This window comes from Flavobacterium sp. B167r, assembly GCF_056824315.1.
The window spans coordinates 301,966-325,545 of the sequence record NZ_CP124859.1 but is presented as its reverse complement, the minus strand read 5'-3'; the positions used below and the strand labels follow the sequence as shown (position 1 = coordinate 325,545).

Sequence of the window (23,580 nt, the reverse complement as noted above, 5' to 3'; positions counted from 1 at the left end):
ATGTCGTCATTAAACAATGCTACGGCGTCTATTGTTTTATATAAAACTAATGAAAGTGAATTGTTAAGAGTAATAGATAGCATTTTAAAAAGAAATTTAAAACTTTATTTGATTGATAACACTTTTACAGATGATTTGAGATTTTTTTCAGATTATAATTCACAAATTATATACATCCATAACCCTTCTAATCCAGGCTTTGGAGCTTCTCACAATATCGCTATTGAAAAATCCATAAACGAAGGGATTAAATATCATTTTATAGTTAATCCTGATATTTATTTTGATCAAGATGTTATTCTGCCTATGATAAATTTTATGGATCAAGATTCATCAATAGGAATGATGATGCCGCAAATTTTAAATGTAGATGGGACAGTACAGAACTTGCCAAAATTGTTACCAAGTCCATTTAGTATATTATGGAGGAAACTAAAAAAACCAGCTAAAGCATATGAGAAATTTATTAATCAATATGAATTAAGAAAAGTTCCGAAAGAGATGATTTATAATGCACCAGTATTATCTGGATGTTTTACATTATTAAATTTGGAAGCAATAAAAAAAGTTGGTTCTTATGATGATGATTTTTTTATGTATTTTGAAGATTGGGATTTGTCACGAAGAGTCCATCAATATTACAAAACAATATATTTTCCATTAGTTTCTGTTTACCACGGTTATGAATCAGGAGCCAATAAAAGTGCTAAATTATTTAAAATTTTTGTGAATTCAGCAATCACTTATTTTAATAAATGGGGATGGCTTTTTGATTCAGAAAGAAAGAAAATAAATAAAAAAGCGTTAGAACAATTCAAATAAATGAAAATAAAGATTACAGGTTCATCAGGCTTTGTTGGTAAAAATCTTTCTGATTATTTGACTAATTATTCTTTTTTAGTTGATAAAATTTCTCTGCGAAATTTAAATTGGAAAAATGATTTTACGGCTGATGCAATTATTCATCTAGCAGGTAAAGCTCATGACACAAAAGGAACTAGTGATGTTTTGGAGTATTTTACAGTAAATACACAGTTAACAGAAGAATTGTTTAATGCGTTTTTAGAAAGTGATATTAAAGATTTTATTTATTTCAGTAGTGTAAAGGCCGTGGCTGATGATGTATCTAATATTTTGTATGAAGACATCGAGCCAAATCCTAAAACACCTTACGGAAAATCAAAATTAAAAGCAGAAGAGTATATATTATCAAAAGAAATTCCAGAAGGGAAAAGGGTTTTTATTATAAGGCCATGTATGATTCATGGCCCAGGAAATAAAGGGAATTTAAATTTACTTTATAATGTAGTAAAGAAGAGGATTCCTTATCCTTTAGCAGATTTCGAAAATCAAAGATCTTTTTTAGGAATTGATAATTTGAATTTCATGGTTAAAGAAATTCTTGAAAATAAAAATATTATTTCAGGGGTTTATAATTTTGCAGATGATGAAGTTTTGTCGACAAATGAGTTAGTTCAAATAATTGCATTGGTTTCAAATAAGAAAAACTTATCTATTGCAATCCCTAAGAAACTAATTAATGGTATGGCTAGGCTAGGAGATGTTATAAAATTTCCCCTAAATTCAGAAATCATTCAAAAATTAACAGAGAATTATAGGGTTTCAAATCTAAAGATAAAAAAAGCTATTGGAATTGAGAAGTTACCAATTACCGCTCAGCAGGGACTTGAAAAAACCATAAAAAGTTTTACAAATAAATAATGGAATACACAATTTTAGGAATACTATTAATGATCATAATGTTACTTTATTTTAAAGTTGCCGATCATTTTAATATAATTGACAAACCAAATCAAAGAAGCTCACATACGGAGATAACATTGCGAGGAGGAGGAATAATTTTCTGGTTTTCAGCATTACTTTATTTTGTACGACACGTAGATAGTAATTATTTTTTCTTTACAGGAATAACTTTAGTAAGCCTAGTAAGTTTTTGGGATGATATTCAAAGCTTATCAAATAAAATTAGAATTGGAATTCATTTTCTTTCAATCACTTTGATTTTTTATGATTTAAATTTATTCCATTTAATGCCTGTTTGGGGAGTTGTAGTTTCTTACATTTTGGCCATCGGACTAATAAATGCGTATAATTTCATGGATGGAATTAATGGCATTACGGGACTTTATACTTTAGTTGTAATGGGATCATTATTGTATGTCAATACAAAAATTCAGCTTTTTACTGATGGAACGTTTATAAAATATGCAATGATTGCGAGTTTAGTATTTCTCTTTTTTAATTATAGAAAAAGAGCAAAATGTTTTGCTGGTGATGTAGGAAGTATTGCCATAGCTTTTTGGGTAATTTATTTGGTTGTAAAACTAATTATTGTAACGGAATCACTTATTTGGTTATTGTTTTTAGCGGTATATGGGGTTGATGCGGTTTGTACAATTCTACATAGACTTTATCTAAAACAGAATATTTTTGAAGCACATAGATTGCACTTGTATCAAATATTAAGCAATGAATATAAAATACAGCATAGATTAGTATCCCTTTTTTATGCCTTAGCGCAAACAGGAATTTCTTTATTAGTAATTCTTCTCTATCAAAAAGTTCAAGATTCACTTATATTCTTAATTGTAATTTTGCCTTTATTATTGATTTATTCCTCTAAATTTTATTTGTTAAACAAGAATAATTTACGATTGAATCATGGAGCCTAAGTTAATTCATGGAGGAAAATTTTCAGATCATAGAGGAAGTATATCTTATGTGAATGATTTTAGTTTTGCAGATATTGAAAGGTTTTACATTATCAGTAATTCTCTGGAAAAACCAGTTAGAGCTTGGCAAGGACATAAATTAGATGCTAAAAATTTTTATTGTCTTTCAGGTTCTTTTAATATTCATTTTATAAAAATTGATAATTGGGATAATCCTTCAAAAGATTTAATTATTGAAACTGTTTCTGTGTCTGAATCTGAAAGCAAAATCGTTCATATACCTGCTGGCTATGCAAATGCAATAGAATCTCTTGAAGAAAATTCAAAACTAATATCGTTTTCTACATTGCCATTAGCAAATGTAAGTGATGATGATGTTCGTTATCCACCAGATTATTGGCTTTTCAAATAATGAAAGACGAAAGAATTTATTTGTCATTATCTCAAGAAAGCGGGTATGAGCAAGAATATATTCAGAGAGCCCTGAAATCAAATTGGATAACTTCTGGTGGGCCAAATGTTGACGAATTTGAAGATGAACTTCAGAATTATTTTGAAAACGGAAATTTTGTTGCAGTATCAAATTCTGGAACATCAGCCATACATTTGGCATTAATTCTATTAGGCATTAAAGCTGGTGATGAGGTTATTTGTCAAAGTATGACTTTTTCGGCTTCGGCAAATCCAATTTTGTATCAAAATGCCAATCCGATATTTGTAGATAGTGAACAAGACACTTGGAATATTTGTCCAGAAAATCTTGAAATCGCTATAAAAGACCGAATAAAAAAAGGAAAAAAACCAAAAGCAATTATAGCGGTTCATTTATACGGTATGCCTTATAAAGTAGATGAAATACATTCAATTGCTGATAAGTATGAAATACCAATTATTGAGGATAGTGCAGAAGCACTTGGAAGTAGTTATAAAGGAAAAAAATGTGGTAGTTTTGGTGCCTTTGGTATTTTGTCTTTCAATGGAAATAAAATTATCACAACCTCTAGTGGAGGGGCATTAATTACTAAATCTAAAGGAATAAAGGAAAAAGCAATTTTTTATGCTACTCAATCAAAAGATGCAGCTGTACATTATCAGCATAGTGAAATAGGTTACAATTATAGAATGAGTAATATTTGCGCAGGAATCGGTCTTGGACAAATGAAAACTTTAGAAAACAACATTAGTTTAAGGCAAGAGAATCATTCATTTTATAAAGAGATATTTAAAGAAATTGAAAACGTAAAACTTTTTGATAATCTAAACAATGATTTCCTTTCTAATTATTGGCTTAATGCAATACTATTAGAAACAGAAGAAGAAAAAGAAAGCCTAAGAGTTGCTTTCGATGAGGCTAATATAGAGAGCCGTCCATTATGGAAGCCAATGCATTTACAGCCAGTTTTTGAAAAATGTCCATATTATGGTGGTAAAATTGCTGAAGAACTATTCCAAAAAGGATTATGTTTGCCTTCAGGATCAAATTTAACTAATACAGATAAAAGTAGAATAAAAGAGGTTATTGTTGATTTCTTTAAATGAATATAAATTAGAAAATGAAAATCGAAGAAACATTTATAAAAGACTTGGTAATTGTAGAACCAACAGTATTTGGAGATGAAAGAGGGTATTTTTTTGAATCTTACAGTAAAACTAAATTTGAAGATTTAGGCATTAATATTGATTTTGTTCAGGACAATCAATCATTTTCAAAAAAAGGAACTTTAAGAGGGCTACATTACCAAAATCCTCCTTTCGCACAGACAAAATTAGTTCGTGTTTTAGAAGGGGAAATTATTGATGTTGCAGTAGATTTAAGAAAAGATTCTCCTACATATGGAAAAGCCTTTAGTGTTTTGTTATCAGCAGAGAATAAAAAACAATTACTAGTTCCGCAAGGATTTGCACACGGATTTTCTGTTATTAGCGAAACGGCTTCGGTAATGTATAAATGTGATCAATTTTATAATAAAGCCTCTGAAGGAGGAATTAAATACGATGATCCATCTTTAAATATTGATTGGGGAATGAATTTGGATGAAGCAATAGTTTCGGAAAAAGATCAAATTTTGCCTTTTATTGAAAATTGTAATAGTTTATTTTAATGAAAAAAATTTTAGTAACTGGCGCAACAGGACAGTTAGGATCTGAACTTTCAGTTTTTGCACCATCGTATCCTCAATATGAATGGGTATTCGCAGATAGAACTCAAATTACATTAGATAATTTAGAATTGCTTCAATCTCAATTAAAAGCTATTAATCCTGATATTATATTTAATTGTGGAGCCTACACGGCTGTTGATAAAGCAGAATCAGAAAAAGACTTGGCTTTTAAAGTGAACCACTTAGCAGTAGAATTAATTGCGAAATATTCTGCAGAAAATAATGCTAAATTAATTCATATTTCAACAGATTATGTATTTGACGGCTCTTCAGCAGTTGCTTTAGATGAAGAGGCACAAACTAATCCGATAAATGTTTATGGAGAAAGTAAATTAGCTGGCGAAATTGCATGTTTAAAAGAAAATTCTGAGTCAATTATTATAAGAACTTCATGGGTTTACAGTAAGTTTGGAAATAATTTTGTTAAAACGATGCAGAGATTAATGCAGGAAAGAGATGAAATTAATGTGGTAAATGACCAGATTGGTTCGCCAACTTATGCCGCTGATCTTGCAAAAGCAATGATTGATATTGTCGAATCTTCAAAATGGGCTTCGGGAATTTATAATTATTCGAATGAAGGGGAAATTAGCTGGTACGAATTTGCACTGAGCATCAAAGAGCTTGGAGGCTATAATTGCAAAGTCGGAGGAATTCCATCATCATCTTATCCGACTCCAGCAAAGAGACCAAGTTTTTCATTGTTAGATAAAGGCAAAATAAAAACAGTTTATAATTTAGATGTTCCAAATTATGAAACAAGTTTAAAAAAAATGTTTATTTAAAAATTTACGACTAGAATTTTTAAATTAAAAATCTAAAATTAAGATTATGAAAGGAATTATATTAGCTGGAGGTTCTGGCACAAGATTACATCCACTAACATTAGCTGTAAGTAAACAATTAATGCCTGTTTATGATAAACCAATGATTTATTACCCGCTTTCAACTTTGATGATGGCTGGAATAAATGAAATTTTAATTATATCTACGCCTCACGATTTACCACATTTTAAGAAACTGTTGGGAGATGGAAGTACAATTGGCTGTAAGTTTAGTTATGCAGAACAACCAGATCCAAACGGTTTGGCACAAGCTTTCGTAATTGGCGAGGAATTTATAGGTAAAGATAAAGTTGCTTTAGTACTTGGAGACAATATCTTCTTTGGAACTAATATGCAGCAACTTTTGAAAGATAATGCTGATCCAGAAGGAGGAGTAGTTTTTGCTTATCATGTTTCGGATCCTGAAAGATATGGAGTAGTTGAGTTTGATGAAAATAAAAATGCCATTTCTATAGAAGAGAAACCTTTAGAACCAAAATCGAATTATGCTGTTCCAGGACTATACTTCTATGATAATTCTGTTGTAGAAATAGCAAAAAATATAAAACCAAGTGCACGTGGCGAATATGAAATTACAGATGTCAATAAAGTGTACCTTGAAAAAGGGAATTTAAAGGTAGGTATATTAAGCAGGGGAACAGCTTGGTTAGACACTGGAACCTTTAATAGTTTAATGCAGGCAGGACAATTTGTACAGGTCTTAGAAGAAAGACAAGGCTTAAAGGTAGGTTGTATTGAAGAAATTGCTTGGAGACAAGGATTTATTGATGATGCAAGACTCGAGGAATTGGCGCAACCGTTACTAAAATCAGGTTATGGAAGCTATTTGTTAGAATTTTTGAAGCAAAAGAAAAAAGGTGTTAAAATTTAATTTGCTCCAATAAGTAATTATTTAAAACCTTTAATTTGTATTTTTGTATAAAGTTCAAATTTTACTGACTTAAAAAATGCTAAATTGAATACAGAAAAACCAAATACCATAAGCTCTTTGTTATATAAGACCTTTTCTCCAAGAAATCTTAGAGCTAATATCAATAATTTAAGCTATCTACCTAGATGGATTATTATTGCTATTGATGTAATGGTCTTGTTTTTTTCATTTTCTTTTACGTATTTACTTTTTGACGGTACTGCAATAGGATATGTTATTACATCACATGACTTTTACTTTGTAGCAAGTCTAATAACCGTAAACATATTTTTCTTTTGGCTCTTTAGGACATATTCAGGAATTATTAGACACTCATCATATATTGATGCAATAAAACTGCTTTTTTCTCAAATGTCGGTTTTGGTCTTCTTTTTGTTTATAAATTTAATATTTGAACTTTATACTGGACACAAAGCATTTTTAAATACTGCTCTTTTTATCAATTTAGTTTTGTCTTTTTGCGGACTGTTTTTATATCGTGTTATAGTAAAACAGACTTTTGAGATGTATTTTTCAGAAAAGGCGACTACTAAACTTGTAAGAACAGTAATTTATGGTACTGATGCAAATGCAATTTCAGTAGCAAATGCCTTAAAGTTTGAAACACCTTCACGATTTAAAATTGTCGGATTTGTAGATAAAAATAATCAGAATGCATCTAAGCGTATGCTAGATCTTCCGATTTTAATTTTAAGAAAAAAGCTTCCTGCACTAATGAGATCTGTTGCAGCGGAGGGAGTGATTATCGCAGATAAAAGTTTGACTAAAGACGAACAACTTATTATTGTTGATCAATGTTTAGAATTTAACTACAGAGTATATACGGTTCCGTTGATTTCAGACTGGGAAAATCAAAAAGAGATTTCTCAGAAAGTAAAAAATATTCAGATTGAAGATTTATTGGAAAGAAAACCTATAGTTCTAGATAGTAAATCAATTTCTAAACAATTAAAAGATAAAACAATTTTAATTACTGGTGCAGCTGGTTCTATTGGAAGTGAGATTGTGAGACAGGTTCTTAATTTTAATCCAAAAAATGTAATTGTTTTAGATCATGCTGAGACACCACTCCACAATTTGTGTCTTGAAACTCAGGCAATGAATTCTAATACAAAAATTGTTGCAGTAATAGCAGATGTAAGGAGTAAAAAAGCACTTGAAAAAGTTTTCAAAAATTACAATCCTCATGTCGTTTACCATGCGGCGGCATATAAACATGTGCCTTTAATGGAAGAAAACCCTTCTCAGGCAATTCAAACTAATATAAAAGGTACTAAAAATCTTGCTGATTTGGCTTGTAAGTATCATGTAAAGAAGTTTGTAATGGTTTCAACAGATAAAGCTGTGAACCCAAGTAATGTTATGGGTGCTAGTAAGCGTATTGCAGAAAAATATGTGCAATCTTTATTCTTAAAAAATCAAAGAGAAAATTTAGAAGGCGGAACAAAGTTCATTACAACTCGTTTTGGAAATGTTTTAGGTTCCAATGGTTCTGTTGTGCCATTATTTACTAAGCAAATTGCAGAGGGAGGACCGGTAACAATTACGCATCAAGACATTATACGTTATTTCATGACCATTCCAGAAGCTTGTCAGCTTGTTTTAGAAGCTGGAGCGATGGGTAATGGAGGTGAAATCTATATTTTTGATATGGGTAAACCAGTTAGAATTATTGATTTAGCGCGAAAAATGATTAAGTTAGCCGGTTTTATACCAGATAAAGAAATTAAAATTAAAATTGTTGGCTTGAGACCTGGAGAAAAACTTTATGAAGAATTGTTAAACGACACTTCTAAGACTCTTCCAACTTATCATAATAAGATTATGATTGCACAAGAAATTCAAGATGAATATGAAAGTCTTCATAATGAAGTAGATGAATTAATCGGTATTGCCGATTTTTATGAGAATGATGATATTGTGGCTAAGATGAAGAAAATTGTTCCAGAATTTAAGAGTATGAATTCTACTTTTGAAGTTTTAGACAAATAATATTAAGTAAATATACAAATCAAATATAATCAAAAGGTGTTTTTTTAAACGCCTTTTGATATTTTAAACTAATTTTTAAATGTTAAAAATCTTGTTAAAATTTAAAGCAAGGTTTCAAGTTCTTCTTTAATGGATTCTAAAAACACAAATGATTGGCTGTTTGAAATAACACCCAAGAATAAATTTTTCTCGCTAAATTTTAAAGAAATTTGGCAATATAGAGATTTGTTGATGCTCTTTGTCAAAAGAGATATTATCACAGTTTATAAGCAAACTGTTTTAGGTCCTCTATGGTATTTAATACAACCTTTATTTACTTCTATAACCTTTACGATTATATTTAATAATGTAGCCGGAATTAAGACAGGTTCCATACCGCCATTCTTATTTAATTTGGCTGGAATTATGGTCTGGAATTATTTTACTGCTTGTTTGAATGGAACTTCAGATACATTTAAATCTAATGCTGGGATATTCGGAAAAGTGTATTTTCCGAGAATTATAACTCCATTATCTATAGTAATTTCGAACTTGATTAAGTTTGGAATTCAGTTTTGCATCTTTATTTTCTTTTATATTTTCTTTTATGCGAGAGGTGCAAATTTAAGCTTAAATAGCTCGATAGTATTTTTTCCAATATTAATCGCATTCATGGGGATTTTAGGATTAGGAATCGGAATGGTAATTTCTTCGATGGTTACAAAATATCGTGATTTAAATAACTTGGTTGGATTCGGAGTTCAATTATTGATGTATATATCGGCAGTAATGTACCCTATGGAGTTAATAAAGGAAAAATTGCCAAAATTAGGTTGGATTGTAGAGTACAATCCATTAGCTTATATAATAGAAACTTCTCGACATATGCTTTTAAATGTTGGTAATATATCGATTTTAGGGTTAGTATATACAATGGTAGTTACATTAACTGTTTTTTTAATTGGATTATTGGTTTTTAATAGAACAGAGAAAAGCTTTATAGACACTGTATAAATGAAAGATATTATATTAAAAGCCGAAAATATTTCTAAGCAATATCGCTTAGGACAGGTTGGAACGGGAACTTTGAGTCATGATTTTAATCGATGGTGGCATAAAATTCGAGGAAAGGAAGATCCATATTTAAAAATCGGGGATATTAACGATCGTTCTACAAAAGGAACTTCAGATTACGTTTGGGCTCTACAGGATATTAATTTTGAAGTTCAAAGAGGAGAAGTTTTAGGAATTATTGGAAAGAATGGGGCAGGAAAATCTACACTTTTGAAAATTCTTTCAAAAGTAACAGCTCCTACCACTGGAAGTATTAAATCTCGTGGACGTATAGCCTCTCTATTAGAAGTTGGAACGGGTTTTAACGGTGAAATGACAGGACGAGAAAATATATTTCTTAACGGAGCCATTTTAGGAATGACCAAAAAGGAAATTACTTCTAAGCTTGATGAAATTATTGAGTTTTCTGGTTGCGAACGTTATATCGATACTCCAGTAAAAAGATATAGTTCTGGAATGACAGTTCGTTTGGCATTTGCCGTTGCGGCTTTTTTAGAACCTGAAATTTTAGTAGTCGATGAAGTTTTAGCAGTGGGTGATGCTGAGTTTCAGAAGAAGGCAATTGGAAAAATGCAAGATATCTCTAAAGGCGAAGGAAGAACTGTCTTGTTTGTTAGCCATAATATGGCAGCAGTGAAAAGTTTGTGTACAAAAGGAATTGTTTTAGAATATGGAAAAGTAATTTTTGAGGGAAATATTGAAGAAGCTGTCAATAAATATTTCGATGATGAAAAGCAATTTGCTCATAAAGAGTGGAATATAGAATCAAGTCCAAAAACTAATTTTTTACGTTTATTAAATGCAAAAGTCTTAAATGAGAATGATGAGTTAGAATTAAACCATTCAATAACAAACTCTATAACAATACAGTTTACATACGAAATCTTAGAGGAAGGACATGTTTTTACACATGGGTTTAACTTATTTAACAATGAAAATATTCATATTCTGAGCTCTCACGATAAAAAATCTTTGACGTTAGAGCAATCGCCAGCTAAAGGAATTTACTCAAAAAAAATAACAATTCCAGGGAATCTATTAGCAGAAGGGACTTATACATGTAGTTTTGCAATCATGAGATATAACCCATTTGTTGTTGAATTTCATGAGATGGATATAGTAGGATTTAACGTAATTGATGAATTTGGAGGCGATACAGCTCGAGGGAATTATAATGGAAATTTTCCAGGAATTGTGAGGCCAATTTTAAATTGGAAATAAAATATTTATGAAAAACTGGACAGGAGAAAGATTAGAAACTTTTATATATAACCGAGTTGCAACTGAGCATTTGCATAGGTATGCAATTGCAGAGACTTTTGCAAAAGATAAAATTGTACTTGATATAGCTAGCGGTGAAGGTTATGGTACTAATTTAATTAGTAAACAAGCTTCTTTTGTGTATGGTGTTGATATTGATAAAGAATCTATTACTCGTGCTAAACTAAAATATGAAGCAAATAATATAGAATTTTTAGAAGGAAGTACAAGTAATATTCCTTTAGCAGATAACAGTGTAGATGTAATAGTTAGTTTTGAAACAATTGAGCATCATGATGAACATGAAAAAATGATGTCAGAGATAAAAAGAGTTTTAAAATCTGAAGGGATATTAATAATATCTACCCCTGATAAATTACATTATTCTGAGCTTCGAGATATCGCAAATGAATTCCATGTTAAAGAATTATATAAAAATGAATTTACGAGTTTAATTTCTAACTATTTCAATAATTTTCAATTGCTATCTCAAACTTATAACAATGGAAGCTCAATTATTCAGGATGATACTATTGTAGAAAATTCAAACTATTTCTATGGTAATTATACTATGATTTCTAGGCGAACAATAAATCCGATGTTTTTAATCGCTATTGCGTCTGATTTTGTATTTGAAGAACAGAATATTTCTTTTTTTGATGGGGGAGATTTTATTAAAGATGAATTATTAGCCGATATCAGAACAAGTAATACCTATAAAGTGGGACATGCAGTTTTGTTGCCATTTAAGTTTCTGAAAAGAATATTAAAATAAAAATATGAATAATAAAATTTTTGTCATTGTTGTAACTTTTAATGGAATGCAATGGATTGAGGACTGTTTAAATAGTATTTTAAATAGTGCAGTATCATCTAATGTTATTGTTATTGATAATTGTAGCACAGATGGTACCGTTGAATTTATTGAACTAAAATTCAAAAATGTTCTTTTAGTGCAGCAAAATAAAAATTTAGGTTTCGGGGCAGCAAATAATATTGGGCTAAATATCGCTTTAGAAAAAGGAGGTGAGTATTTTGTTTTATTGAATCAAGATGCCTATTTAAAAGAAGATACAATAGGGCTTCTGATTGAACAAATGCAAGCAAATCCAGAATATGGTATCTTAAGTCCTGTACATTTAAATGGTAAAGGAAACACAATGGATTTGTTGTTTCAGACCTATGTTAATGTTAATAACTGTAAAGATTTTTACTCAGACCTTTTTTTAAGGAATGATTTGAAAAATATTTATGATGTTAATTTTGTTAATGCAGCAATCTGGTTGCTGTCAAAAGAAACATTGCAAAATGTAGGAGGCTTTAATCCATATTTTTTTCATTATGCAGAAGATAATGATTATGTCAATAGATGTCAATTTAAGAAGCTAAAAGTCGGTATTGTGCCTAAATCTGTTGCTTTACATGATAGGGATGTGAGTGATAGAAAACCTACTCTAAAAAACTTTTTAAATTTTAATGATTTAAAGCTTTTGAATCCTAACAATTCATGGACAGCAAATCGAATGCTCAGGTTTATTTTAAATAAAAGCATATTATCGATTCTATCATTTAACAGAAGAGATTTTATTTATAATTTGAGTTATTTAATTAAGACTTTAAAAAATTATAAACAAGTAAAGAGCATACAGCAAGAAAGTATTCATAATGAGTATGCTTTTCTTGATTTATCATTAGTGAAGAAATGAGTAATAATTTATCAAATATGAGCAAAAAGCTTGTTTCTATAATTATCCCCACCTTTAATCGTGCACATTTAATAGGTGAAACACTAGATAGCTTACTAGCACAAACTTATCAAAATTGGGAATGTATTATTGTTGATGATGGCTCAACCGATAATACTGTTGAGATGATTAATGAATATATTAGAAAAGATAGTCGTTTCCAGTTATATCATCGTCCTTTAGATAGAATAAAAGGTGGAAATGCTTCTAGAAATTATGGACTTGAATTAAGTAAAGGTGAGTTTATCAATTGGTTTGATGATGATGATATAATGATTGATACTTTTATTAGTAAAAAGCTTGAATTATTTTCAGAAGAGATTGACCTGGTTATTTGCTCAGGAACTTATACCGACCAAAATTTGAAAGCATTGAAGGATATCGATTTGGATGTGAAATCTTTTTTATTTAAAGATTATGTCTTATGGAGACTCCAAATCCTTACTCCATCTATTCTTTTTAGGAAAAGTTTTCTGGAAAATAAAGAATTATTCAGTGTTAACATTGCAAGAGGTCAAGAATCGGAACTTTTTTCAAGACTATTTTATAATCTGAGTCCGCATAAATATGTAGTTTTAAATGAATCATTGTTTTTGTATCGTCAACATGAAAACACAAAAACTTTTGCAAACAATAGTTATATAAAATTATTTGAGGAATCTAAAATGATGATTGTCATCGATAATTTGAAAAGAAGTATTCAATTAAATGATAGAGAATTAATAACAGATTGTTTTTTCGGTATAATAGATTCTTTCTTTAGAGGTTTGGAACAGAGACATTTAAAAAAAAATTTTTTTATTGTTAAAAATGCTTCACCTCAATTCTATTTGATAAATAAAAAATTAGGAGTTGAATTTTTTTTTACTGGATGTGCCTTTATCTTGTTTAATAAAGGGAGCTATAGAATAGAAAAATATTTCAAAAAATATTTATTTTAAGACTAGTTTAAATTATAAAAGTATTTAATTACAATTAAGAAAATAAATTTATGTCTGAATTGATTTCAATAATAATACCCACTTATAATAGAGCACATTTAATACTTGAAACATTAGATAGCATTTTATTACAAACTTATAAAAACTGGGAATGTATAATAGTAGACGACGGTTCTACAGATAATTCAGCTGAGGTTTTATCTAAATATATTGAAAAAGATAATAGATTTAAATATTATAAAAGACCACTTGAAAAAATAAAGGGACCCAATTCTTGCAGAAATTTCGGCTTCGAAAAGAGCAAAGGAAAATTTATACAATTTTTTGATAGCGATGATGTTATGAAATTAAATTGTTTAGAAGCAAAGGCCTCTCTTTTTACAGGAGATATTGATTTAATAATATGCAAATTAAGCCTTTATGACTTTGATAAAAATCTTGAAATAAGAGAAAATAACATAGCTACTGATGATTTAATATTTGACTATTTCTCTGGGAAAATTGCATTATATATTTCAGGACCCTTATGGGGAAGAACTTTTTTAGAAAAGAGACCTTTTCTTTTTAATGAGAACATAATTAATTGTGACGATTGGGATTTTAATATGAATATGCTTTATTTTAATCCAAACTATCTTATCCTAAATGAATCTTTAATTTTTTATAGAAAGCATAATAATTCTTTGTCAAGAGAATTGGAAAAGAGTTATTTTGAAGAGATAAAAAATGTTTCTAATTTATTAGACAAACATTTAATTTTAATAAAGAATAACAAAATTCAGCATTTAAGAAGATTTTACAAATACGCTATTGATTATAATAAATTCTATTTGAAAGAAGCGATACTAAAAAAAAATAGAATACAATATTTTTTATTATTTAGAATTTCCAAATATTGTATAGCGCATAATTATTTATTTATTTTCTTTAAAATATGGATGATAAAGATTTTTTATCTCTTCTTTGGAAAAATTTACTTTTTTATGAAAAAGGTTTTTTTAAATAGGAATTAATTTTCCATTATTTCGATCCATTTATTTACATCAGTTATAAAAGCAACATTATATGTTAACTAATAAATCTCCATAATAATTCCCACCTTTAATGGAGGAGATTTAATTGGCCAAACGCTTAATAGCATTATTAATCAAAGTCATACAAATTGGGAATGTCTAATTATAGATGACGGTAGCACTGATTCAACAAAAGAATTGATGGCAAAATATATTGAAAATGATAAGCGATTTCAATATCATTTAAGACCTTCAAATAGAATAAAAGGAGCTAATTCATGCAGGAATTATGGCTTTGAATTGAGTAGAGATATATTAAATGGTTTGACAGTGATGATATAATGCATCCAGATTTTCTTAAAAAGCAAATAGAGATATTATCTGCAAATGAAGATTTGAGTTTTTGTGTCAGTTTTTCAGAAACTTTTGTAGATCAGATTGAAAATGTGGGTTTGAATAACCCCCAAATTTATAGTCTTGAAAATTCTTTATACAACTACATTATTGGAAAACTAAATTTTCTTACTCCCTCACTCTTATGAAAAAGAGATTTTTTAAATAATAAAAATCTTTTTGATGAAACATTGTCAAATGCTCAAGAGACAGATTTTAATTTTGCTAGACTTTCTGAAGGTGCTAAAATTTAAATATACAAATGAAATATTGTTTTATGTAAGAAGAGGACACTAAAGCATTGATGGTAATTCATCTGCAAATATTGACAGTTTTTTATCATTATTTAAATATTATCAAAAAGTATTTGTATATCTAAAATCAGAATCAATACTTTTAAAAAAGAAAGAAAGAGAAATGTTAATAAAATTCATTCTTTTTAAACAATTAATGACATTGGTAAATTTAAGACAAAATTTTTCTTTAGGTCATTATTGGAATGAAATTAAGAGAGTTGCGATTAATGCATTTCAAATAGAATTGAAACCAATAAATAAAATTAAAATTCTAACAGGAATATTATTATTGATTTCTGTGAAAAAAGGATATCGTTTTTTAAATATTGAGGAACTAAAAACGGCAAAAAAATATCATGCTTTAAAGTAATTATTCATAATAATTATATTTAAAAAAGAAATACTAAATAATATATAGTGCTTACATTTAAAAGTCTAGGAAAAAAAGGGAATTTAGGAAATCAGCTTTTTCAAATTGCATCGACTATTGGAATTGCGAAAAAAAATGGACATGAGTTTGTATTTCCGGAATGGCCTTACGCGAAAAATTTTAATTATAATTTTCAATTTTATAAAGATGGAGATTTTCAATTTAAACAGATAGTTGAAAACTCATATGCATTTCACGAATGGAATTTAGATTCGGGAAATTTTGATGTTAATGGAGCCTTACAATCTGAAAAATATTTTGATAGAGCCTTTACAAAAAAAATATTTGAATTTAAAACTGATTTTGTAAAAGAAATTTTAGAGAAATACCAATATTTATTTGAGAAGGAAACAATTTTTATTTCTGTAAGAAGAGGCGATTTTGTTTATCATCCAGATTACTATCAACTGCCTTATCAATATTATTTTTTGGCATTAAAAGAAAATTTTCCAGACTGGAAAGAGAGAAATTTAATTTTTACCAGTGATGATATTAAATACTGTAAGTATCATTTTGGGTTTTTAGAAAATGCAATTTTTCTAGAAAATCTTTCAGCTATAGAACAATTAGCAGTTAGTTCTCATGGAAAGGATTTTATTATTAGTAATTCAACATTTTCGTGGTGGTGCGCATGGCTTGGAGAAAAAGAAAACAGCAAAATTGTAAGACCTTTAAAAAATTTTAGAGGAGAAATAGCCAAAATAAACGACGATTCAGACTATTTTCCAGAAAGATGGATATCATTTGATTTTAAAAAGAAGAATATCGAATTAAAATTTCTTGGTTTAACAATCAAGGGAAAAAGTTTTCAAATATTTGATTTTATGCATTTTGCTTTAACACAAAGTATTTTGTTTCTGAAAAAAATAATTAATAAAGTTTTCCATAAATGAAAATCCTTTTAGTTTCAATGCCGTCAATTCATGTAATTAGATGGATAGAGAATCTCAAAGACACAAATTTCGATCTATATTGGTTTGATGTTTTAGACAGAGGAAAATTAGAAACTCTAGATTCGGTTACTCAATTTACAGGTTGGAAAAAAAGAAAGAGCCCACATATAAAAGGGGAGTATTTTCTAAGTAAAAAACTTCCCAATCTGTATGAAAAAATTCTTCCATTTCTTGAAGTAACTGCAAACGAAGCTTTAAAAAATATAATAAATGATATTCAACCAGATATTGTTCATAGTTTCGAAATGCAGAGCTGTTCGTATCCAATATTGGAAACAATGGTTAAGCTTCCAACAATAAAATGGTTGTATTCATGTTGGGGCAATGATATTTTTTATTATATGAATTTTAGAGATCATAATTCGAAAATAAAAAAAGTATTAAAAAGGGTTGATTACTTACATACAGATTGTAAAAGAGATTTCGATTTGGCAAGTAAATTAAACTTTTCAGGAAAATATTTAGGTATAATACCTGGTGGTACAGGATATAAAATAAAAGAATTAGAGCCTTTTAGAGTGCCATTTCAGGAAAGAAAAATCATCTTAGTTAAAGGTTATGAGCATATTTTTGGGAGAGGTTTAAATATTGTTAAAGCGCTTCATTCATTAATGTCTGAAATAAAGGATTATGAGATAGAAGTTTTTGGAGCACATCAAAGTGTAATAGATTACATTGAGGCACATAAACTGGACTTTAGTTACTATGGAAGAAATCAATTGTCTCATGACATATTAACTAAATTAATGGGAAAATCTTTAATTTACATTGGAAATAATATTTCAGATGGAATGGCTAATACATTGTTAGAAGCAATTGTTATGGGAGCTTTTCCAATACAGTCAAATCCAGGTGGGGTTACAGAAGAAATAATTATCAATAACGAAAATGGTTTTTTAATTCAAAATCCAGAATCTATCGAAGAAATTAAAGAAAATATTCTAAAAGCAATTTCAAATTTTAATTTGCTCGAAAACGCATCATTAAAAAACCAAAAAATAGCAAACGATAGATTGGATTATTTTGAGAACAAATTGAAAGTTGTTGAAATGTATAAAACTATAATGAAATGAGATTAGGTTTTAATCCGAACAAAGATCAGGAAACTGTTAGTTTGATATATTCTCATCAAATTATTATTCCAGTTTATATTCCAAACCAAAATGATTATTTTAAAAATAGTCTGGCTATTCTTAAGCTATGTTTAGAGTCCTTATTTCATACGGTTCATAAAAAAACTTTTATAACTGTTGTCAATAATGGAAGTTGCGATGAGGTAAAGAATTATTTGCAGGAATTGTATTCGGAGAAAAAAATCCATGAAATTTTAGAAACAACAAACATTGGAAAATTAAATGCGATTTTAAAAGGCATAGTTGGGCATAATTTCCCATTAATTACAATTACAGATTCAGATGTATTATTTCTGAATGGCTGGCAAAAAGCGACGCATTCTATTTTTGAAAATTTTCCTAAAGCTGGAGTAGTCTGTCCTACGCCATCATCTCGCTCATTAAGAACCCATACTTCCAATATTTATTGGGATAATTTTTTTTCAAAAAAACTGGCTTTTTCAAAAGTTAAAAACCCGTCAGCTTTAAAAAATTTTGCCGTTAGTGTTGGAAATCCTGATTTTTACAATAGAACTCATTTAGAAAAATATTTTACAGTGTCGAGTAACAGCAATAAAGCTGTTATTGGAGCTGGACATTTTGTAGGAACATATAGGGGAGAAATTTTTGACAGCTTGGGGGTAAAATATTCTAATTATAAATTAGGAGGAGACAGCGAAAGTAAAATCTTAGATATTCCGGTGGTACAAAATGGTTTTTGGCGTTTATCTACAGAAGATAATTATGCTTTTCATATGGGGAATGTCGTAGAAGAATGGATGTATGATGAAGTTTCAAAATTACAAAAAGATTCCTCAGAAATTGATTTTAAACTCACATCAATAGAATCTAGCTCAAAATGGCTTTATATTATTAAAAGTAAAGCTTTTGGCAAATTTATTTTAAATAAAAAATTGATGAGGTATTTTTTAAGATGGAAAGGACTTTCAAAAGAGGAAGCTAGCAATTATTTGATTTAAAATGGATACGCAAAATAAAATTAAAATCGCTTATCTCATAACGGCTTATCATGATTATGAGCACTTGAAAAGATTGATAGCTGCTTTAAATGATAAGAATGTTTGTTTTTTCATTCATATTGATAAAAATTCTTTAATGCCTACAAACTTGAATGAATTTGAAAATATTAAATTCATCAAAAGGCATAAAGTTTGGTGGGGAGGCTGGTCGCACCAAAAAGCCATTCTTAATTTAATGGCAGAAGCGCTTAAAGGGAGTTATGATTATTATGCTTTAATCAGCGGAAGCGATTATCCAATAAAAAACAATGATTTTCTATATTCATTATTAAACGAGGGCGGAGAGTTTGTAAGTATAAAAGAAGGTTTTCCTGCCGAATTTAAAAAAGGCTGGATAACCAATTTTTATTTTGATCTGTTTTACAGAAGAAAACCGAACAAACCCATTTGGATAAAAGTCTTATTACGTTTGGAGAAAAAAATTAGTTTATATTTTCCTAAAAAAAACTTTCCTTTTAAAAGAGTTTTTTTTGGTCCTACATGGTGGGTTTTAACCCATTCAACCGTTAATTATATTTTAGACTTTTTAGAAGATAATCCAAAATATGAGAGATTTTTTAAAAATTCATTTTGTAGTGAAGAGATCCTAATACCTACAATTATTGGGAATTCGAATATTAAAAATCTGAAAGGAAACTTAACTTATGTTGATTGGAGAATTGCTCCCGGTCCTGCTTTTATTTCAGAGAGACATCTTGAGATTTTTGAAAATAGTATTGTGAATAATGAATATGGAGACAATTGTGCATTTTTTGCAAGAAAGTTTAAAAATGAAAATTCAGAAATTTTGAAACATATTGACAATTATCTTAGAGTTTAATTTATGATCACTATAATTTATCCATATAGAAATAGAGAATCTGAGAGAGTTAAGCGTTCTTTAGATTCACTTAAGGAGCAGACAAATTCTGAATTTGATGTTCTTTTAGTAGATTATGGTTCAGATTCAGTCTCTGCATCTACTATTAAGGAATTAGTTTCTAATTATAAATTTGCAAAATATGTTTATAATTACTCAGAATTTCAGCCTTGGTCAAGAGCTAAAGCAATTAACATAGGACTTAGAAATGTTGCCACAGAGTATATTTTTACAGCTGATGTTGATATGATTTTTAGCCCGAATTTTATTTCTAAACTTTATGAATTAAAAAATCCAATTAAAGGTTATTATTTTAAAGTTGGTTTTCTTAATGAAAAAGAATCTAAGTCAGATAAGAAATTTGAAGATTTTAAAATTGATTTCAGTAGCGAGGTTGGAGCACAGGGATTATCATTATTTAATCTTGAGGGTTTAAAAGCAGTAACAGCATACGATGAATTTTTGCATTTTTGGGGTGCAGAAGACATCGATGTACACAATCGATTAGAAAAAAATGGAACTGAAAGTATTTTTTATTCTGAAGAAATTTTAATGCTTCATCAATGGCATACTAGTTATAGAAAAGCAGAAAAAAAATTCCTTACAAAAGATTTGCAATTGACAGACATTGTGAGAATTAATTATCAAAAACTGTTAGGAAATATTCAAAATAAAAAAGCAGAGGTAAATAATGCAAATTGGGGAATAGGTATTTCAGAAAATGATTTTGAAGACTTAAAGAAAGATGAGAAAGAAATATTAATGTTTAATAAAAAAGAAATTATCACTCATTTTCTGTTTAGTGAATTGCCTAATTTTAAAGATGGAATTTTAAATCTTCGTTTTGTAAAAGATCCTTTCCAAAATTCATTGAAATATAAAATGAAGAAATTTTTAGGTAAGAAAGTCCCTAAATATTATACTTTAAAAGAAATTAATGATTTACTGTTGTTACATACTATTTCATTTTATCATACACTTCCGTATTTTTTAGAGGTTAGTGATGATTTAAATAGTATTTCATTCAAAATAAAAAAATAAGAAAGATACACAAAGCCTCAAAATGTCAAAAGTAATTCTGATTTCCCAAATTCCTTTACCATACTCTCATATCGGGAGCTGGACAACTTTATATCATAATTATTTAAGCAATAATCACTCTATTGATTATATCATTTGTGAGAAGCCCGAAACTTTATACAATGGAATAGATTATGGTTTCGTAGCCAATAATAATCTTTTAAAAGTCCAAAAGAAATTTTTTAAAAATCCTTACTTAGGATATTTTAATGCACTTGAAAAAATTATTGGAAAAGACGAGAAATTCATTATCCAAATCATTGATAATTTTGGAATTGTAAAACCGCTACTTGAATTTTTAAAAATTAAAAACAAAAGGAATCAATGCTATTTGCAATTCTTTTACCATGGGTTTCCTCCATTTTATGAAAATTTTTTAGGGAGATGGTTTTTTGAGGGTATAGATGAAATGATTTTGTTGACTAATGACTCTTATAAAGCACATAAAGAATATTATACAGTTCTGCCAACAAAATTTTCAGTTTTACATAACGGAATTGATACTTCTAAGTTTCATAAAGTAAATATTGAAGAAAAAGAAAATATAAGAAAACAATTAGGAATTAGCAATAAAAAAGTATTTATCTGGTGTTCTCAGGATCGTCCTAAAAAAGGACTAGATTTTATTTTAGATGTTTGGAAAAGAATTCACGCAACTCAGAATGACGCCATTCTTTTAGTAATCGGTGCAAATCGAGATATAAAAATGGAAGGAGTGTCTTTTTTAGGAAGAATACCCAATAATGATTTGCCAAAGTATTATCAAATGGCAGATTGTTATTTGTTTCCCACACTTTGGCATGAAGGTTTTGGAATGAGTTTAATTGAAGCTTTACATTCTGGTTGTTATTGCATTGCTTCCGCAAATGGAGGAGTTCCAGAAGTTTTACAGTATGGAAAACTAGGAAAACTGATTGAAAATCCCAACTTTATTGAAGATTGGGTACAAGCTATAGAATCATTTCTAGAGGAAAAAGAAACGCATAATATTTCGATTCCTGAAAATTTATACTCTACAAAAAGCTGGAATGAAGGAATGAATACAATTATTGACAACGCAAAAAAGAATTTTAGCTAATGAAAACTATTGCAATAATTCCTGCGCGAGGAGGTTCAAAACGATTACCAGAAAAAAACACAAAATTACTAGGTAATATTCCTCTTTTGGCTCATTCTATTTTGTATGCAAAACAAAATAGTGCAATAATTGATGAGATTTATGTTTCGACAAACGATGATAAAATCAAGAAAATTGCATTGGAATATGGTGCAAAAGTAATCGATCGCCCAGAATCTTTGTGTGGAGATTTGGAACCGACAGTAACAGCATTAAAGCATGTTTTAGAATCAATTGAGAAAGATGTCGAGAATGTAATTTTATTACAGGCAACAAATCCGTTGCGTCCAGAGAACTTACTCAAAGATGCATTTGATCTTTATTTAAAAGGAAATCATGACAGCTTATTTACAGTTTCTCGAAATCATCAGAAATTTGGAAAAATAACTGATGGTAAGTTCATACCATTTAATTATGAAATAGGACAAAGAAGCCAAGATCTTGAAGCTCTTTTCTTTGAAAATGGCTTACTTTATATTACAAAATCTGAAAAAATTTTAAATGATATAATTATATCAAAAGATGCTTTACCATTTGAGATAAATCATATTTTTGCCAGCGTTGATATTGATACGCAAGAAGATTTTGATTACGCTCAATATTTATATAAAAACCCAAAAAAATGAATCCATATATCGAAATAGCAGGCCGTAAAATTGGCCCAGATTACCCGCCATTAGTGATTGCCGAAATCGGAATTAATCACGAAGGGTCTCTTCAAGTAGCCAAAGAAATGGTAGATGCCGCTAAGAGAGCTGGAGTAGAAGTTGTAAAACATCAAACGCATATTGTTGAAGATGAAATGACTGGTGCTGCCAAAAAAGTCATTCCTGGAAATGCAGATGTTTCGATATATGAAATTATGGAACGCTGTTCGCTTAACGAAGCAGACGAATTAGAACTTAAAAATTATGTAGAAAGCAAAGGCATGATTTTTATTTCGACACCATTTTCTCGAGCAGCAGCCGAAAGACTAAAAAAATTTGATATTCCTGCTTACAAAATAGGATCTGGTGAATGCAATAATTATCCGCTTTTAGAGCATATTGCTTCTTTTGGAAAACCTGTTATTTTAAGTACAGGAATGAATACGATTGAAAGCATTCAAAAAGCAGTAGCAGTATTTGATAAATATAATGTTCCTGTTGCCTTATTGCATACTACAAATTTATATCCAACACCAATTCATTTGGTTCGTTTTGGTGCAATGGTCGAATTGAATCAAGCTTTTCCAAATAAAGTTTTCGGTTTAAGCGATCATACTTTAAATAACAATGCATGTTTAGGAGCTGTTGCTTTAGGAGCTAGTATTTTAGAAAGACATTTTACAGATCACATGCAACGCACAGGTCCAGATATTGTGTGCAGTATGGATGAAAGCGCTTGTCGCGAACTAATCATTTCAAGTGCAGAAATTGCCCAAATGCGTGGAGGTACAAAAAAACCTGCTGATGAAGAGCAAGTAACTATAGATTTTGCTTTTGCAACAGTTTGCTCTATTGCTTCAATTAAAAAAGGAGAAGTTTTTACCAAAGAAAATATTTGGGTAAAAAGACCTGGAACTGGAAAAATTTTAGCTGAAAGTTTTAATGATATAATCGGTAAAACGGCAACAAGAGATATTAAGAATGATGAACAATTAACTTGGGAAGATATTCAATAATA

Annotated in this window: 25 protein-coding genes; all 25 read left to right on the top strand. The window is 29.2% G+C overall.

Features of this window, described 5'->3' with window-relative positions; genetic code table 11:
* The 25 genes from QLQ96_RS01565 to neuB all read left to right on the top strand — a co-directional run bounded on the left by QLQ96_RS01565 (position 1) and on the right by neuB (position 23,578).
* Positions 1–822 (top strand): glycosyltransferase, encoded by an 822-nt coding sequence (locus QLQ96_RS01565; protein ID WP_482494131.1) that lies wholly within the window; start codon positions 1–3, stop codon positions 820–822.
* Positions 823–1,722 carry an NAD-dependent epimerase/dehydratase family protein gene (locus tag QLQ96_RS01560; protein WP_482494129.1) on the top strand — a complete coding sequence of 300 codons (900 nt, stop codon included), beginning with the start codon at positions 823–825 and terminating at the stop codon, positions 1,720–1,722.
* Positions 1,722–2,693 carry an MraY family glycosyltransferase gene (locus QLQ96_RS01555; protein ID WP_482494127.1) on the top strand — a complete coding sequence of 324 codons (972 nt, stop codon included), beginning with the start codon at positions 1,722–1,724 and terminating at the stop codon, positions 2,691–2,693. The genes QLQ96_RS01560 and QLQ96_RS01555 overlap by 1 nt, the downstream gene beginning before the upstream one ends.
* Entirely contained in the window at positions 2,683–3,105 is a 423-nt protein-coding gene (locus QLQ96_RS01550) for a WxcM-like domain-containing protein (protein ID WP_482494125.1), read from the top strand. The genes QLQ96_RS01555 and QLQ96_RS01550 overlap by 11 nt, the downstream gene beginning before the upstream one ends.
* Complete coding sequence (locus tag QLQ96_RS01545; protein WP_482494124.1) at positions 3,105–4,232, top strand: DegT/DnrJ/EryC1/StrS family aminotransferase; 1,128 nt, start codon at positions 3,105–3,107, stop codon at positions 4,230–4,232. The genes QLQ96_RS01550 and QLQ96_RS01545 overlap by 1 nt, the downstream gene beginning before the upstream one ends.
* Positions 4,233–4,246: 14 nt before the next feature.
* Positions 4,247–4,795, top strand: a complete 549-nt coding sequence (gene rfbC / locus QLQ96_RS01540; protein ID WP_482494122.1) for a dTDP-4-dehydrorhamnose 3,5-epimerase — start codon at positions 4,247–4,249, stop codon at positions 4,793–4,795.
* The gene (gene rfbD / locus QLQ96_RS01535) at positions 4,795–5,640 is read left to right on the top strand and encodes a dTDP-4-dehydrorhamnose reductase (RefSeq protein ID WP_482494120.1); all 846 of its coding nucleotides are present in this window, start codon (positions 4,795–4,797) and stop codon (positions 5,638–5,640) included. The genes rfbC and rfbD overlap by 1 nt, the downstream gene beginning before the upstream one ends.
* Positions 5,641–5,686: 46 nt before the next feature.
* A complete protein-coding gene (gene rfbA / locus QLQ96_RS01530; protein ID WP_482494118.1) occupies positions 5,687–6,571 on the top strand; it encodes a glucose-1-phosphate thymidylyltransferase RfbA in 885 nt (294 codons plus the stop codon).
* Between the two features lie 84 nt (positions 6,572–6,655).
* Complete coding sequence (locus QLQ96_RS01525) at positions 6,656–8,623, top strand: polysaccharide biosynthesis protein (protein ID WP_482494116.1); 1,968 nt, start codon at positions 6,656–6,658, stop codon at positions 8,621–8,623.
* Between the two features lie 129 nt (positions 8,624–8,752).
* On the top strand, positions 8,753–9,616 hold the full coding sequence (locus QLQ96_RS01520; protein ID WP_482494114.1) for an ABC transporter permease: 864 nt from the start codon (positions 8,753–8,755) through the stop codon (positions 9,614–9,616).
* Positions 9,617–10,897, top strand: a complete 1,281-nt coding sequence (locus QLQ96_RS01515; protein WP_482494112.1) for an ABC transporter ATP-binding protein — start codon at positions 9,617–9,619, stop codon at positions 10,895–10,897. It abuts the gene before it with no gap.
* Between the two features lie 7 nt (positions 10,898–10,904).
* On the top strand, positions 10,905–11,711 hold the full coding sequence (locus tag QLQ96_RS01510) for a class I SAM-dependent methyltransferase (RefSeq protein WP_482494111.1): 807 nt from the start codon (positions 10,905–10,907) through the stop codon (positions 11,709–11,711).
* A 4-nt stretch (positions 11,712–11,715) separates the two neighbouring features.
* Entirely contained in the window at positions 11,716–12,642 is a 927-nt protein-coding gene (locus tag QLQ96_RS01505) for a glycosyltransferase family 2 protein (protein ID WP_482494110.1), read from the top strand.
* Positions 12,639–13,622: a glycosyltransferase family 2 protein gene (locus tag QLQ96_RS01500; RefSeq protein WP_482494108.1), complete on the top strand. Its 984-nt coding sequence runs from the start codon at positions 12,639–12,641 to the stop codon at positions 13,620–13,622. Before QLQ96_RS01505 ends, QLQ96_RS01500 begins: the two co-directional genes overlap by 4 nt.
* A gap of 50 nt (positions 13,623–13,672) precedes the next feature.
* On the top strand, positions 13,673–14,635 hold the full coding sequence (locus QLQ96_RS01495; protein ID WP_482494106.1) for a glycosyltransferase family 2 protein: 963 nt from the start codon (positions 13,673–13,675) through the stop codon (positions 14,633–14,635).
* A 66-nt stretch (positions 14,636–14,701) separates the two neighbouring features.
* A complete protein-coding gene (locus QLQ96_RS01490; RefSeq protein ID WP_482496902.1) occupies positions 14,702–14,977 on the top strand; it encodes a glycosyltransferase family 2 protein in 276 nt (91 codons plus the stop codon).
* A 468-nt stretch (positions 14,978–15,445) separates the two neighbouring features.
* Positions 15,446–15,694: a hypothetical protein gene (locus tag QLQ96_RS01485; RefSeq protein WP_482494105.1), complete on the top strand. Its 249-nt coding sequence runs from the start codon at positions 15,446–15,448 to the stop codon at positions 15,692–15,694.
* 47 nt (positions 15,695–15,741) lie between these two features.
* Positions 15,742–16,647, top strand: coding sequence for an alpha-1,2-fucosyltransferase (locus QLQ96_RS01480; RefSeq protein WP_482494102.1), 906 nt, complete (start codon positions 15,742–15,744; stop codon positions 16,645–16,647).
* Positions 16,644–17,780 (top strand): glycosyltransferase, encoded by a 1,137-nt coding sequence (locus QLQ96_RS01475; RefSeq protein WP_482494100.1) that lies wholly within the window; start codon positions 16,644–16,646, stop codon positions 17,778–17,780. The genes QLQ96_RS01480 and QLQ96_RS01475 overlap by 4 nt, the downstream gene beginning before the upstream one ends.
* Positions 17,777–18,799, top strand: a complete 1,023-nt coding sequence (locus QLQ96_RS01470) for a glycosyltransferase family A protein (RefSeq protein WP_482494098.1) — start codon at positions 17,777–17,779, stop codon at positions 18,797–18,799. Before QLQ96_RS01475 ends, QLQ96_RS01470 begins: the two co-directional genes overlap by 4 nt.
* 1 nt (position 18,800) lies before the next feature.
* Positions 18,801–19,679: a beta-1,6-N-acetylglucosaminyltransferase gene (locus QLQ96_RS01465; protein WP_482494096.1), complete on the top strand. Its 879-nt coding sequence runs from the start codon at positions 18,801–18,803 to the stop codon at positions 19,677–19,679.
* A 3-nt stretch (positions 19,680–19,682) separates the two neighbouring features.
* Positions 19,683–20,759 carry a glycosyltransferase family 2 protein gene (locus tag QLQ96_RS01460; protein ID WP_482494092.1) on the top strand — a complete coding sequence of 359 codons (1,077 nt, stop codon included), beginning with the start codon at positions 19,683–19,685 and terminating at the stop codon, positions 20,757–20,759.
* Positions 20,760–20,781: 22 nt separating this feature from the next.
* Entirely contained in the window at positions 20,782–21,876 is a 1,095-nt protein-coding gene (locus QLQ96_RS01455) for a glycosyltransferase family 4 protein (RefSeq protein ID WP_482494088.1), read from the top strand.
* The gene (locus tag QLQ96_RS01450; protein ID WP_482494085.1) at positions 21,876–22,541 is read left to right on the top strand and encodes an acylneuraminate cytidylyltransferase family protein; all 666 of its coding nucleotides are present in this window, start codon (positions 21,876–21,878) and stop codon (positions 22,539–22,541) included. The genes QLQ96_RS01455 and QLQ96_RS01450 overlap by 1 nt, the downstream gene beginning before the upstream one ends.
* Positions 22,538–23,578 (top strand): N-acetylneuraminate synthase, encoded by a 1,041-nt coding sequence (gene neuB / locus QLQ96_RS01445; RefSeq protein ID WP_482494083.1) that lies wholly within the window; start codon positions 22,538–22,540, stop codon positions 23,576–23,578. Before QLQ96_RS01450 ends, neuB begins: the two co-directional genes overlap by 4 nt.
* Positions 23,579–23,580 lie beyond the last annotated feature (2 nt).

Coding starts and splice junctions, on each gene's coding strand:
- QLQ96_RS01455 (WP_482494088.1), top strand. CDS start 20,782: ATGTCAAAAGTAATTCTGATTTCCCAAATTCCTTTACCATACTCTCAT.
- QLQ96_RS01460 (WP_482494092.1), top strand. CDS start 19,683: ATGATCACTATAATTTATCCATATAGAAATAGAGAATCTGAGAGAGTT.
- QLQ96_RS01500 (WP_482494108.1), top strand. CDS start 12,639: ATGAGTAATAATTTATCAAATATGAGCAAAAAGCTTGTTTCTATAATT.
- QLQ96_RS01555 (WP_482494127.1), top strand. CDS start 1,722: ATGGAATACACAATTTTAGGAATACTATTAATGATCATAATGTTACTT.
- rfbA (WP_482494118.1), top strand. CDS start 5,687: ATGAAAGGAATTATATTAGCTGGAGGTTCTGGCACAAGATTACATCCA.
- QLQ96_RS01495 (WP_482494106.1), top strand. CDS start 13,673: ATGTCTGAATTGATTTCAATAATAATACCCACTTATAATAGAGCACAT.
- QLQ96_RS01515 (WP_482494112.1), top strand. CDS start 9,617: ATGAAAGATATTATATTAAAAGCCGAAAATATTTCTAAGCAATATCGC.
- QLQ96_RS01470 (WP_482494098.1), top strand. CDS start 17,777: ATGAGATTAGGTTTTAATCCGAACAAAGATCAGGAAACTGTTAGTTTG.
- rfbD (WP_482494120.1), top strand. CDS start 4,795: ATGAAAAAAATTTTAGTAACTGGCGCAACAGGACAGTTAGGATCTGAA.
- neuB (WP_482494083.1), top strand. CDS start 22,538: ATGAATCCATATATCGAAATAGCAGGCCGTAAAATTGGCCCAGATTAC.
- QLQ96_RS01545 (WP_482494124.1), top strand. CDS start 3,105: ATGAAAGACGAAAGAATTTATTTGTCATTATCTCAAGAAAGCGGGTAT.
- QLQ96_RS01550 (WP_482494125.1), top strand. CDS start 2,683: ATGGAGCCTAAGTTAATTCATGGAGGAAAATTTTCAGATCATAGAGGA.
- QLQ96_RS01510 (WP_482494111.1), top strand. CDS start 10,905: ATGAAAAACTGGACAGGAGAAAGATTAGAAACTTTTATATATAACCGA.
- QLQ96_RS01565 (WP_482494131.1), top strand. CDS start 1: ATGTCGTCATTAAACAATGCTACGGCGTCTATTGTTTTATATAAAACT.
- QLQ96_RS01450 (WP_482494085.1), top strand. CDS start 21,876: ATGAAAACTATTGCAATAATTCCTGCGCGAGGAGGTTCAAAACGATTA.
- QLQ96_RS01520 (WP_482494114.1), top strand. CDS start 8,753: ATGGATTCTAAAAACACAAATGATTGGCTGTTTGAAATAACACCCAAG.
- QLQ96_RS01475 (WP_482494100.1), top strand. CDS start 16,644: ATGAAAATCCTTTTAGTTTCAATGCCGTCAATTCATGTAATTAGATGG.
- QLQ96_RS01465 (WP_482494096.1), top strand. CDS start 18,801: ATGGATACGCAAAATAAAATTAAAATCGCTTATCTCATAACGGCTTAT.
- QLQ96_RS01485 (WP_482494105.1), top strand. CDS start 15,446: ATGTTAATAAAATTCATTCTTTTTAAACAATTAATGACATTGGTAAAT.
- rfbC (WP_482494122.1), top strand. CDS start 4,247: ATGAAAATCGAAGAAACATTTATAAAAGACTTGGTAATTGTAGAACCA.
- QLQ96_RS01505 (WP_482494110.1), top strand. CDS start 11,716: ATGAATAATAAAATTTTTGTCATTGTTGTAACTTTTAATGGAATGCAA.
- QLQ96_RS01560 (WP_482494129.1), top strand. CDS start 823: ATGAAAATAAAGATTACAGGTTCATCAGGCTTTGTTGGTAAAAATCTT.